This is a genomic window from Clostridium nigeriense (assembly GCF_900086595.1).
GTDB classification, from domain to species: domain Bacteria; phylum Bacillota; class Clostridia; order Clostridiales; family Clostridiaceae; genus Clostridium; species Clostridium nigeriense.
The window spans coordinates 1,333,407-1,347,685 of the sequence record NZ_LT575472.1; the positions used below are offsets into that span (position 1 = coordinate 1,333,407).

At 29.1% G+C, this 14,279-nt stretch carries 7 protein-coding genes; all 7 read left to right on the forward strand.

Features of this window, described 5'->3' with window-relative positions; translation table 11 throughout:
- The first annotated feature begins 439 nt into the window (after positions 1 to 439).
- The 7 genes from BN6774_RS06475 to BN6774_RS06505 all read left to right on the forward strand — a co-directional run bounded on the left by BN6774_RS06475 (position 440) and on the right by BN6774_RS06505 (position 14,262).
- Positions 440 to 6,118 carry a beta-N-acetylglucosaminidase domain-containing protein gene (locus BN6774_RS06475; RefSeq protein ID WP_066891467.1) on the forward strand — a complete coding sequence of 1,893 codons (5,679 nt, stop codon included), beginning with the start codon at positions 440 to 442 and terminating at the stop codon, positions 6,116 to 6,118.
- Positions 6,119 to 6,509: 391 nt separating this feature from the next.
- Positions 6,510 to 7,670, forward strand: coding sequence for a 5-bromo-4-chloroindolyl phosphate hydrolysis family protein (locus tag BN6774_RS06480; RefSeq protein WP_066891470.1), 1,161 nt, complete (start codon positions 6,510 to 6,512; stop codon positions 7,668 to 7,670).
- A gap of 27 nt (positions 7,671 to 7,697) precedes the next feature.
- Positions 7,698 to 8,840, forward strand: coding sequence for a toxic anion resistance protein (locus BN6774_RS06485; protein ID WP_066891474.1), 1,143 nt, complete (start codon positions 7,698 to 7,700; stop codon positions 8,838 to 8,840).
- 21 nt (positions 8,841 to 8,861) lie between these two features.
- A complete protein-coding gene (locus BN6774_RS06490; protein ID WP_066891476.1) occupies positions 8,862 to 9,548 on the forward strand; it encodes a Dph6-related ATP pyrophosphatase in 687 nt (228 codons plus the stop codon).
- A 331-nt stretch (positions 9,549 to 9,879) separates the two neighbouring features.
- Entirely contained in the window at positions 9,880 to 10,722 is an 843-nt protein-coding gene (licT, locus tag BN6774_RS06495) for a BglG family transcription antiterminator LicT (protein ID WP_066891479.1), read from the forward strand.
- A gap of 126 nt (positions 10,723 to 10,848) precedes the next feature.
- The gene (locus BN6774_RS06500) at positions 10,849 to 12,777 is read left to right on the forward strand and encodes a beta-glucoside-specific PTS transporter subunit IIABC (RefSeq protein ID WP_066891482.1); all 1,929 of its coding nucleotides are present in this window, start codon (positions 10,849 to 10,851) and stop codon (positions 12,775 to 12,777) included.
- 60 nt (positions 12,778 to 12,837) lie between these two features.
- Positions 12,838 to 14,262 (forward strand): 6-phospho-beta-glucosidase, encoded by a 1,425-nt coding sequence (locus BN6774_RS06505; RefSeq protein ID WP_066891485.1) that lies wholly within the window; start codon positions 12,838 to 12,840, stop codon positions 14,260 to 14,262.
- The last annotated feature ends 17 nt before the right edge of the window (positions 14,263 to 14,279 follow it).

Sequence of the window (14,279 nt, forward strand, 5' to 3'; positions counted from 1 at the left end):
TAAAAATAAGGTGATAATATGCGTATAGCAATAAGTATTAAATCAAATAAATGAAAAAATTTTGGATGGAACATGGGCTTGAAGTATACTTTAACTACAATAAAAATAATGGCTTTTATTGATATAATATTTTTATTATGTAAATTTAGCAGAAAATTATAATTTTTAAAAAAATAATGAAAAATAAGAAAAATGTTTACAAAAATACGTTTTCATTATATAATATAGAACAAAAGGAAATATTTGTGTATAATTTGTATAGCGTGCAACCAATTGGGCATTAGCTTTCTTACAAGATTTGTAAGGGAGCTTTTTTTTATATAAATATATATATTTTAAATGAATTTATATAAAGGATAATGCGAATAGAAGAACATAGGTAACAATACTACAAGATATTATGCAATTTAATTTCACTTTATTAAAAGGAGGAAAAAAAATGAGGATTAAAGGTAAGAAATTACTGAGTTTTATTTTAGCTGTTGCTATGACTTTCGGTTTGGTTCAACCATCTGTGGCTCATGGAGTAACAAGAGTAGAGGAAAATGAAGAAAAAGCTGGATATGAAATTTATCCAAACCCTCATGAAGTAAAATATACAGGAGACGAATTTGTAATACGTAAAGATGTTAACGTAGTATATGATAGTACAATTGATAATTCTACTAAAAAGCGTATGACTGAAGTTTTAGAATCAAAGGATAAGAATATTACAGTTTCAGATGAAATTACAAATGGAAAAACAAATATACTAGTAGGAACATACTCATCAGGTGAATATGTAGACAAGTATGTACAAAGCAATTATGAATTAGATACTAAATTATTTGAAAAAAATGATTCTTATTATATAGCATCAGAAAATGGAATAATTTCTATTTTAGGAAAGAATACAGATGCTGCATTTTATGGAATCACATCATTAAAACATATATTTAGTCAAATGGATGGATCAACAATCCTTAACTTTGAAATTAAGGATTACGCTGATACACCAATTCGTGGATTTATCGAAGGATATTATGGTATTCCATGGACTAATGAAGATCGTATGTCATTAATGGAATTTGGTGGAGAGTTTAAGATGACATCTTATATTTTCGCACCTAAAGATGACTTATATCATACACGTAAGTGGAGAGAATTATATCCAGAAGAAGAATTAGCAGCAATTGCTGAAATGGTACAAGTAGGTATTGATACAAAAACAAAATTTGTTTGGACAGCGCATCCTTTTATGGGTGGATTTAATGCAAATGATTATGATAATGAAATGATTAAGTTAAAAGCAAAATTTGATCAATTATATTCAGTTGGTGTTAGACAATTTGGTATTCTTGGAGATGATGTTGGTAATCTAGATAAGAAAATTGTTGTTGATATGATGACTAAATTATCAGAGTGGGGTAAAGAAAAGGGCGATGTTTACGATTTCGTATTCTGTCCTGCAGGATATAATGCTAGTTGGCAAGGCGACTACTCAGAATTAAACATCTATGATGACCAATTCCCAGATGATGTTCAAATTTTCTGGACTGGTAATTCAGTATGTGCACCTATTAGCCAAGAAACTTTAACTAACTTTAAAACACATAGATTAGAAGAAGGTAAAGAAAGCAGAAGAAGTCCTTTGTTCTGGTTAAACTGGCCAGTTAATGATATTAATATGAAAAGATTAATGATGGGAAAAGGAAGTTTATTACACACTGATATCAATATCGATGATTTAGCTGGAGTAGTAACAAATCCTATGCAAGATGCCGAGCCATCAAAAGTATCTCTTTTTGCTATTGCAGATTATGCTTGGAATTTAAAAGGATTTGATGATGATAAAAGTTGGGAAGATTCATTCAAATATATAGATAGTGATGCTTCAGAAGCGTTACACACAATAGCAAAACATACTTCAGATCCAGCACCGAATGGACATGGATTAGTATTAGAAGAATCAGAAGAGTTAAAACCTTTATTAGATGAATTTAAAAGTAAATTAAGTAGTGGAGATTCAATTATTGAAGTCGGTACTAAATTAGTAAATGAAATGGATATAATAATTGAAGCTAGTGATGAGTTTATTAATACTAGCAATAATGCAAGAATGGTTGAACAAATTACACCATTTGCAAATTCATTAAAAGATTTAGCAACTTCTATTAAAGATTATGTTAATGCAGCAATGAATTTGGAAGAAAAGGATAATGATTTAGCAATTCAAAACTTCGCTGATGGAACTGTTGCATATGAGAATAGTAAAAAACATGATAGACCAACTATTAGTGGAAGTACTAAAGCTCAGCCTGGATCAAAGCGTTTAGTTCCATTTGCAGAAGCTGTTAGAAATGGGATTTCTAATAAAATTAATGCTTTAGTTAATGGTGGAGATAATTTAGTGATTACACCTTCGACTAATATATCTAATATATATTCAGGAAAAATTGAAAATATTGTTGATGGTAAGACAGATACATTTATATGGAATGGGCAATACGAGGCTGTAGGTCAATATTATCAATTATCATTAAGTAAGCCAACTACAATTTATGGAGTAGATATATTAAATGGAACTACAAGTAAGAAAGATGATACATTTGGTACTGCAAAAGTACAATATACAAGTGATGGAGTAAAATGGAATGACATTAATAGTAAAACATATGGACCATACGCTACATCAGTTAAAATTACTGGAGTAGAAATAGATAATGTTGTTGGGGTAAGGTATATTAGTACTGCAGTTGGAAGTGATAACAAATGGCCAGCTATGAGAGAATTCTCACTTTTAACTTCTCCAGAATCTTCAGAAGCACCAACATTTACAAAGGAAGTAATACGTACAACTGATGGTTGGAGTTTATATTCTGGAAACGAAGCAAATATTATAGATGAAGACGAAAATACAGGTGTTCACTATAATGTTAGACAAGGTGGAAGTCCTGCTAATACTACTATTGCAGGAGATTATGTAGGAGTAAAGTTAAGTGAGCCAATTATATTAGGGAAAATTAATATTATTCAGGGACCAAATGCAAGCTCAGGAGATTGGTTTAAGAATGCTACCTTAGAGTACTCTTTAGATGGTAAAAATTATACACCAATTAAACAATGTGTAAATGAAAAAGAAATTAGATTAGACCTTTCAGATCAGGAGATTGAAGCACAATATGTACGTTTAAGAAATAATGTGAATCAAGGAACTTGGATTGGATTTAGAGAATTTGATGTGAATTCAAAAGTTTATCATAATGGTAAAGTATTTACTAATGTAGAAAATTACAAAGAGCATCCAGCAGATTATTATAATGATAATGCTAGCATGGTTGAACTTCAAAATATTACATTAGAAAATGGAGAATATATTGGATTAAAGTTAGATCGTATTCATGAATTAACTGAAACTATTGTAAATGGTTCTTCATTAGAAAATCTTACACTACAAGTTTCTAAAAATTCTCATGAATGGACTGACGTAGAAAGTGGAAGCTTAATTGAAAATATTGATGCTAGATATATTCGTTTAGTTAATTTAACAGATAATGCAGTTACTTTTGATGTAGGAGAATTTAAAGTATTATCAAGAGAATTTGGACAACCTACAGTAAGTGAAACTAATATGGGAACAATTGCTGAGGGTAAAATTGAAAATTTATTTGATAAAGATCGTACAACAGGTTTAAAATATCAAAAGACACAAGCTATTGGAGATTATATGATTCTTGATCTAGGTCAAGAAATAGACTTAAATGAATTAAAGCTAGTAACTCATGATTCAGATAAAGACTATATCCGTGATGGAAAGGTTTATGCTTCAACGAATAAAACTGAATGGGGAGAACCAATCATTACACTAGGAGATCAAGTGGCTAATACAGCATCTGATGATTCAACTATTAATGAAAGTTTCCCAGAACATGAAATTTCATATAATGTAGCAAAAGCAAATGAAATTAATAAAAAAGCTCGTTACATTAAAATTGAAATCACACAACCTTATACTTATAGATGGATAAAGCTTAATGAAGTTGAAATAAACAATGGAGCATATATTCCAACAGTAAATGATCCAACATTTGATTCAGATACAACAGATACAGAAAAAGGATTATATGAATACTTAATAGATGGGGATATTACTACAATGTATATTCCAAAGTCAGAGACAGGATATCTTGTATATTCAATATCTGAAAAAACTGAAGTAAATCATATTAGAGTTATGCAAAGTGCTAAACAAATTTCAAATGCAGAAGTAAAGGTTAGAATTGCTAAAACTAATAAGAATGCTGATGAGTGGATAACATTAGGAAGATTAAATAAAGCTACAAATGAATTTATTTTACCAGTTGGAACTGATGTTTTAGAGGTTAAGTTTGAGTGGAATGGAGTTACTCCAAATCTAGTAGAATTATCTATGGATTCAGTGTTAGATGTAAATGTAGATAAGCAAAAACTAGAAGAATTAATAAATGAGAATTTAAATACTGAAGATTGGACTACTAATAGCTCAAATGCATATAAGGAAGCTATAGAAGTAGCTAAAGAAATTAAAGGAAATAATTATGTAGCACAAGCAACTGTAGATAGTGCTGTAAAAGAAATAGAAAAAGCAAAAGAAAATAAAGCAATAAAGGGTGATAGCACTGTTTTACAAGATAAAATTGATAATGCTATTGCTGATAGTTCAAAATATACAGGTAAAACTTGGGCTAACTATCAAAAAGCTTTAAACTCAGCTAAGAAAGCTATGGAAGATGCTAATAATTTATCAGAAGCTAGTATCACAAAGTTAGTAGATGAATTAAATTCAGCAAAGGAAGCTTTAGTATATAATCCTACTAATAGAGAAGAAGCAGAAATTATAGTAGAAGATGTTAATGAGTTTATGAATAATATTACAACTCCAGAAAAAACATATACTATAAATTCTTGGAACTTATTAAAGGATACAAAGGCAGAATTAGAAGACTTAATTGAATTAAATAAAACAGAGCCTCAAGATCCTGCAACATTTGAATCTATAAAAGATACTATGATAAATGCTAAGAATTCTTTAGTAAATGTTGCATCTCTATCATCATTAATTGATGAATTTAATGAAATAACTGATTCAAGTATTTATGCAGAAACTTCTTATGCAGCTTATGAAAATGCAGTTAACAAGGGTAAAGAAGTTATGATTAATGGTACAGTTGAAACAGTTAAACAAGCAGAAACTGATATTAAAAATACAAAGAATAACTTAGAATTAGTAGGTTCAAGTGATAGCATTAAAAAATACATTTCTGAATTAAAGAAATTAAATAAAGTTAATTATACTATTAATTCTTATAAAGCATTAATGGATAGAGTAGCTGAAATTGAAGCTATGAACTTAGATGGAATGACTGAAGAAGAATTAAAAGGATTTGAAAAAGAGCTATTAAGCTTAAGAAATAACTTAGTTAATGTAAGTGCATTATATGCTAAAGTTGAGACAGCTAAAGGATTTAAAGCTGACTTATATACTGTAAGCAGCTACAATACATTAATGGAATTAGTTAATGCAGCGAATGAAGAATTTGTTTCAGGTAGTGCAGATAGCATAGAAGATTTAATTAACAAGATTGATATAGCTATTAAAAACTTAGTTACAAGAGTAGATAATAAAGAGCTTGTAGATTATGTTAATGGTATCGAAGAGATTGATTTAACTAAATATACAGAAGAAAGTGCAGCTAAATATGCGGAAGCATTATCAATATTAAAATCAATGTTAGAAAATTATGATAATATTGCTGCTACAGATTTTGTAAAAGCTAAGAACAATTTTGAAAATGCAAAGGAAAACTTAGAGCTAAAATCTGATACTAACCCAGGAGAAGGGGAAGGTAATCCAGGAACAGGAGAAGAGAATCCAGTTGGTGGAGAAGGAAATCCAGGAACAGGAGAAGAAAATCCAGGAACTGGAGAGAACATTCCAGGAAGTGGAGAAAATTCTTCTGAAAATAATAATGGTAAAAATGAAGAAGCACTTCCAGGAACAGGTGGAGTAAACTCTACAAATGTATTATTATTTGGATTTATATTAGTAGCTGCAGGTGTAGTATTTATATTTGAAAAGAAAAGAAAACTTGTAAAGTAATGAAAACTTTAAATAATAATTAATTAAAATAAAAATGGATTATACCTTTAATTTTAAGGATATAGTCCATTTTTATTTCATCTATAATAATGATGATTGATGATAGCATTACTAAATGAAAGCCTATGATAGTGATTTAGGTGCTATTATAGGCTTTTATTTTATTATAGAGTTTCTTAATTTAATTTTAACTAACTAATTATAAGTTTCTAAATATCACTTTGACAAGTAATTTTATGTTTGTTAAGAAAAATGAACATATACAGTTGTTATAAATTGTAATTGACCTAATAATAAGATATAATTAATCTGAAATATTATAATAGAGATATATTATTTTATATATTTAAATTTATATTAAATATAAGAAAAATGATCTGGAGGAAAGATAATGGGGAAAAAGGATTTTTCAGATTTAGAAGATCAAATTATGTCAACAGTTACAAATGCTCTTAATGCTATTGATTTTGCTAATTTAAAAAGGGGCATTAGCGATAAAACTGAGGATACTTTGAATGAGTTTAAATCAAAGTTTAATGAGTATAGTGAAAAATTAGAAAATAAATATATAAACTTAAATAAAAAATCTAAAAAGGATATATCAGAATACATCAGTAAAAAACCAGCAGGAAGTATATCAGGAATACTTTATACGGTATTTGGGTTAATTGGAAGTTTGATTTTTGGCTTTTTAGTATTTATATTTCTAATATTTATGATTTTTTTTGGCGGTATTATAGCCAATATTTATATTGCATTTGGTGTTATATTTGCCTTCTTTGCAATAAGTATATGCTTACTTTTAAGGGGAACAAATTTAAGAAAAAGAGTAAAGAGATTTAAAAAGTATGTAAGATTTATTGAAGATAATAGCTATTTTTTAATTAAAGATTTAGCTAAATTTGTTAAAGAAAAAGAAGATTTTGTTGTTAAAGACTTAAATAAAATGATTGATTTAGGAATGTTTTTAGAAGGTCACATAGATGAAGAAAAAACTTATTTCATTTTAAATGATGAAGTTTATGGAGACTATTTAAATTTGAAAAAACAACAAATGGATAAAGAAAAATTAAATAAAAAAGAAGAAGTAAATAAAGAAATAAATGATCCGGAAAAAGAAGAACTAGAACATGTAATTAAGATAGGAAGAAATTATATTGAACAAGTAAGAACTGTAAGAAATGATCTTTATAAAGAAGAAGTAGCTATAAAGCTAGATAAATTACAAAATATTGCAAGTCAAATTCTTGATCATGTTGAAAAAAATCCTAATAAGATACAAGAGGTAAATAAGTTTATAAATCATTATCTACCTATTACTATAAAATTAATTAATTCATATAAAGATTTAAATAATCAGTTAGTTCAAGGTGATAATATAAAAAATGCTAAAAGTGAAATTGAAAAGAGCATTGATCTTATAAATAATGCCTTCGAAAATTTATTGGATGATTTATTTGAAGATGTTGTTTTAGATATTTCTACAGATATTTCTGTTCTTAAAACATTATTTAAACAAGAGGGGCTAACAGAGGAAGATTTTAAAAAGTAAGTTTGAAATAAAGGGGAGGCATTTAAAATGAGTGACGAATTTAAAGAAGATATTAATTTAAAACCAGAATTAACTTTTGAACCATTTCAAGATGAAGTTGTTGATGTAAAGATAAAAGAAGAAAAGGTAGAAGAGGTAATTGAGGAAATACAATTAACAGAAGAAGAAAAAAAGATGGTAGATCAATTTGTAGATAAAATAGAAATAACTAATTCAAACTCCATTTTACAATATGGAGTAGGAGCTCAAAAGAAAATATCAGATTTTTCAGAGTCAGCATTAAACAATGTGAAAACCAAAGATCTAGGTGAAGTTGGGGAAATGCTATCTAGTGTAGTTCATGAGTTAAAGAACTTTGAAGAATCAGAAGAAAAAAAGGGGATTTTAGGATTCTTTAAAAAAGGTCAGGATAAGATTTCGCAAATGAAAGTAAAGTATGATAAGGTAGAAAATAATATTGGTAAAATGTGCAATATTCTTGAGAAGCATCAAATACAGCTTTTAAAAGATATTGCTATGTTAGATAAGATGTATGAAATAAATAAAGTATATTTTAAAGAGCTTTCTATGTATATCTTAGCTGGTAAAAAGAAGCTTCAAAAATTAGAAAAAGAAGAGCTTCCTAAATTACAAGAAAAAGCAAGAAGAAGTGGTCTTCCTCAGGATGCTCAAGAAGTTAATGACTTTATTGCTCTTTGCAATCGCTTTGAAAAGAAAATTCATGATTTAGAATTAACGAAGATGATTTCCTTGCAAATGGCTCCTCAAATTCGTTTAATTCAAAATAATGACTCCTTAATGTCTGAAAAAATACAATCAACAATTGTAAATACAATTCCACTTTGGAAAAGTCAAATAGTTTTAGCTCTTGGAGTTGCTCATTCTACTAATGCAGCAAGAGTTCAAAGAGAAGTAACAGATATGACAAATGAACTTTTACGTAAAAATGCTGAAATTTTAAAAACTTCAACTATAGAAACTGCTAAAGAATCTGAAAGAGGAATTGTTGATATTGAAACACTGAGAATTACTAATGAATCATTAATATCAACTCTTGACGAAATACTTCATATACAAACAGAAGGACGTCAAAAGCGTAGAGAAGCTGAAGTAGAATTAAGAAATATTGAAAATCAATTAAAAAACAAGCTTTTAGATTTTAAATATTAATATAAAGGGGAAGCTAATAGGATGAAAAACTGGAGTTACGGTGCAAAAAACAAAAGATTTGTAGCTTCATATAGTGGAGGAAAAGATAGTACTTTAGCACTATATAAGGCTATGGCTGAAGGAACAGCTATAGGACTTATTGTTATGATGGAGGAAGATGGCGAAAGATCTAGAGCACATAGTATTAGTCCTACATTTTTAAAAGCACAAGCTGATGCTATTGGACTTCCACTTTATACAGGTTCTGCAACTTGGGAAGGCTATGAAGAAGTATTTGTAAAACTTCTAAATGATGCCAAAAAATCTGGGGCAGAAGTTCTTTTAACAGGGGACATAGATGTGCCAGAAAAGGATTGTTGGCACGAAAGGGTTACAAATAGTGTAGGTCTTTCTCTAGGAATGCCACTTTGGAAAAAAGATCATAAAGAAGTTGTAGAAGAGTTTATTAACTTAGGCTTTTTAACAAAGGTAGTTACAATAAACTTAAAAAAGGGAATGAAAAAAGATGATCTTGGACGTATAATGACATTAGAATATATGAAAGAGTTAGAAGAAAGAGGAATTGATCCATGCGGAGAAGCTGGAGAGTTTCATACTACAGTAATAGGTGGTCCAATTTTTAAAGAAAACTTAAAAGTAAAACATGGAGAAATTACTACAAAAGATCATTATATGTATTTAGAGTTAGAGCTTGAGAACAATAAATAGTCAATGGACGTATAGATAAATTTAAATAATTTAAAGAAATAATTATAAGAAAACGTTGACCGTATTAAAATTTTGAGTTAATATATTAATTGGAATTGGGTAGTAATTGTTTAAGTACAAGCTAAGCCTATTCATTACTATGCAGAGAATACCTTTGGGTTTTTTGTGCATTATAATGAATGGGCTTTTTATATTTTCTCGATTACAAAATTTGTAATTTTGATGAGAGGCAACTAGGTTAACCATAAAAAGTGAACAAGTAAGTTTACTTTTTTAATAGCTTTTTATAAATTCCTAAAAAGTTAAAAATCCTTAAAGGGAGGAAAAAAGTATGGTAATTAATAGGCTCTTAAATAATAATGTTGTAATTACAGTTGACTCTAATGGTGAAGAGATAATTGTTATGGGTAAGGGTATCGGATATCAAAAAGCAAAGGGCGATACCATTGACGAAGAAAAAATAAATAAGATATTTAGAATTTCTAATAAAGATGTTTCTAATAAATTACAAGAATTACTTGATAGTATTCCAATGGAATTTGTTAAGCTAAGTAATGCTATTATTGAATATGCGCAAGAAGTATTAGATAAAAAGTTAAATGAAAGTATTTATATTTCATTAAGTGATCATATATATACAGCAGTTAAAAGAATAAAAAATGGAGTAACAGTAAAGAATGCTCTCCTTTGGGAGATTAAGCGTTTTTATAAAGAGGAGTTTGAAATTGGTATGAAGGCCCTTGAAATTATAGAAAAGAAAACAAGGGTTAGACTTCCTGATGATGAAGCGGGATTTATTGCACTTCATATTGTGAATGCTCAATTAAATGAAGAACAGCCTATGGTAGAAGGAATTACTAAGCTAATTCATGAAATACTTACTATAGTTAGAATTCATTTTGGAGTTGAATTTAAAGAGGAATCAGTATTTTATTATAGATTTATTACACATTTAAAATTTTTCTCTCAACGTTTGTTTCAACATAATACATACAATGGAGATTCAGATGATGATTTGTTAGATGTTATTAAATGTAAGTATAGTGAAGCCTTTGAATGTATCTTAAAAATCAAAACCTTTATTAAAAAGAAGTATGATTATGATTTAACTTCTGATGAAATGATATATTTAACTATTCATGTAGAAAAAGTTATACAAGATTCAAGGCTTTAATATAAAAATTATATCTTTGAAAGGCGGTGATAATTATAAAAAATTAAAACTTATAACTGGATGGTAACATTAAGTTGGCCAAACCTTCAAATTTCATATATTTAAAAGGAAAATGGAGGAATACAAATGGGAAAATACAATGATTTAGCAAAAGACATTATAAAAAATGTTGGTGGAAAAGAAAATATTAATGGATTAACACACTGCGTTACTAGATTACGTTTTAAATTAAAGGATGAAGGTAAAGCTAATGATGATGTGTTAAAGAATATGCAAGGCATAGTTACGGTTATGAAAAGTGGAGGACAGTATCAAGTAGTTATTGGAAATAATGTACAGGATGTTTACAATGATGTAACTGCATTAATTGATGTTGATAATTTAAACACTAGCTCTCAGGAGAAAAAGCCAGGAAAGTTATTAGATAAGGCAATTGATGTAGTATCAGGAATATTCCAACCTATATTAGGTATTATGGCTGCTTGTGGAATGGTAAAGGGATTAAATGCACTATTTGTTGCTATGGGATTATATAGCGATACAAGTGGTGGATATTTGATGATAAATGCTATAGGCGATGCCTTATTTACATTCCTACCTTTATTCCTAGGTTATACTTCAGCTAAGAAATTTGGGTTAAAACCAATGATAGGATTAGTTGTAGGTGCAATTATGTGCTATCCTGGAATTCAGGCAAGCTCAATATCAGCAAATAAGGATGCAATCTTCACTTTATTTCAAGGAACAATGTTTGCATCACCAGTTTATATAGATTTCTTTGGAATACCTGTAATTTCTATGGATTATACAGGAACAGTTATTCCCGTTATTTTAGCAGTTTATTTTGCTTCAAAATGTGAAAAATTATTTAACAAATTTATACCAGACTTAGTTAAATTCTTCTTTGTACCAATGCTTACTTTATTAGTCGCATTACCAGTAGCATTTATAGTTATTGGACCTATTGCAACTTTTGGATCTACGATTATATCAGAGTTTGTATTTGCAATAAGAGATTTTAGTCCATTATTAGCAGGTGCAATTGTAGGTGGTACATGGCAAATACTTGTTATATTTGGAATGCACTGGGGATTTATACCTGTGTACATAAATAATATTATGACTATGGGATACGATAATGTTATGATGCCTTTCTTTGCATGTACATTTGCAACTTCAGCGGTAGTACTAGCAATATTATTTAAGACAAAAGATAAGAAACTAAAAGAAATGGCATTACCAAACTTTATATCAGGTATATTTGGTGTAACAGAACCAGCTATTTATGGTATTTTATTACCTTTAAAGAAACCATTTATTATTAGCTGTATAGCAGGTGCTATTGGTGGTGGATTCTATGGATTCTTTAACTTTAGAAAGTTTATGGTTGGCGGAATGGGTATTTTTGAATTACCAGCAATGATTGAACCAGATGGTTCTATGGGTAATTTAATTGTAGCTCTTAGTGGGATTGCAATTACTATGGTTATAGCTTTTGTATTAACTATGATTTTATATAAAGATAAAGAAGAAGTTAATGAAGAACCAAAGGAAGAAATCAAAGAAGTTGCAACAGAAGAAAAAAATAATAATATGATTAATAAAGAAGTAATAGATAGTCCTATAAAAGGAGAAGTAATTAAATTAAGTAATATACAAGATGATGCTTTTGCATCTGGGGTATTAGGTAGTGGTGTTGCTATTATGCCAACTGAAGGGATTGTCGTTGCTCCTGTCGATGGAGAAATTACAACATTATTCCCAAGTTTACATGCTATTGGAATAACTTCTGAAAAGGGAGTAGAATTACTTATTCATGTTGGTTTAGATACAGTTCAGCTTGGTGGAAAAGGCTTTAAGGCTTATGTAAAACAAGGTGATAAGGTTAAAAAAGGACAACATTTATTAGATTTTAATATAGAAGAAATTAAAAATTCCGGTTATTCAGTTGTAACTCCTGTGGTTATTACAAATACTGCAGAATATTTAGAGGTTGCAGAAACTAAAAGTGAAAATGTAGACAGGGGAAATAGTCTAATCACTGTAATATTTTAATAATTAATTTTTAATTAGGCTGTCAATAGGCAGCCTTTTTAAATAGAGGAGGAAAATTGTATGAAATTTAGAAATGACTTTTTATGGGGTGGTGCAACTGCAGCAAACCAATGTGAAGGTGGATATAATGAAGGTGGAAGAGGATTAGCAAATGTTGACTTATGTCCAACAGGAAAGGATAGATCAGCTGTTATTACAGGTAAATTGAAAATGTACAACTTTGATGATGATCATTTCTATCCAGCAAAAGTTGCAATTGACATGTATCATAACTTTAAAGAAGATATAAAATTATTTGCAGAAATGGGATTTAAGGTTTATAGAATGAGTATAGCTTGGAGTAGAATTTTTCCAATGGGAGATGAAGAAACTCCAAATGAAAAAGGTCTTAAATTTTATGAAGATATATTTGAAGAGTGCCATAAATATGGAATAGAACCACTGGTGACAATTACTCATTTTGATTGTCCTATGCATTTAATTGAAAAGTATGGTGGATGGCGTAATCGTAAAATGATAGGCTTTTATGAGAATCTTTGTAATGTTATTTTTAAAAGATATAAAGGTTTAGTTAAATATTGGCTTACATTTAATGAAATAAATATGATTTTACATGCTCCATTTATGGGAGCTGGTATTTGCTTTGAAGAAGGTGAAAACGAAGAAAAAGTGAAATATCAAGCAGCTCATCATGAATTAGTAGCAAGTGCTATAGCAACTAAGATTGCTCATGAAGTGGATGAAAAGAATAAAGTTGGATGTATGTTTGCAGCTGGGAGTGTATATCCATATAGCTGTAATCCTAATGATGTTTGGGAAGCTACAAAGGTAGATCGTGAAAGTTATTTCTTTGTAGATGTTCAAGCAAGAGGAAAGTATCCAAACTATGCCTTAAAGGAAATGGAGCGTAAGGGAATTACACCAACAATGGAAGAGCGAGATAAGGAACTACTAGAAAAGTATCCAGTAGATTTTATAGCTTTTTCATATTATAACAGTCGTTGTGTAAGAACTGATAATAATGATGATTTAGCAGAAGGAAATTTATTTGCATCAGCTAAAAATCCATATCTTGAATTTAGTGAATGGGGATGGCCAATAGATCCTCTAGGATTAAGAATTACATTAAACCATGTATATGATAGATATCAAAAACCATTATTTATTGTAGAAAATGGGTTAGGTGCAAAAGATATACCTGATGAAAATGGAAATATTAATGATGATTATAGAATTAATTATTTAAGAGAACATATTAAAGCCATGAGAGATGCTGTTGTACTTGATGGAGTAGATTTAATGGGATATACAAGCTGGGGTCCAATAGACCTAGTAAGCGCTGGTTCAGGAGAAATGGAAAAGCGTTATGGTTTTATTTATGTTGATAGAGATAATAAGGGAAATGGAACACTAAAAAGAAGTAAGAAGAAGAGTTTCTATTGGTATAAAAAAGTTATAGCTTCAAATGGAGAAGATTTAAATTAAATAATCAGTTTTAAACT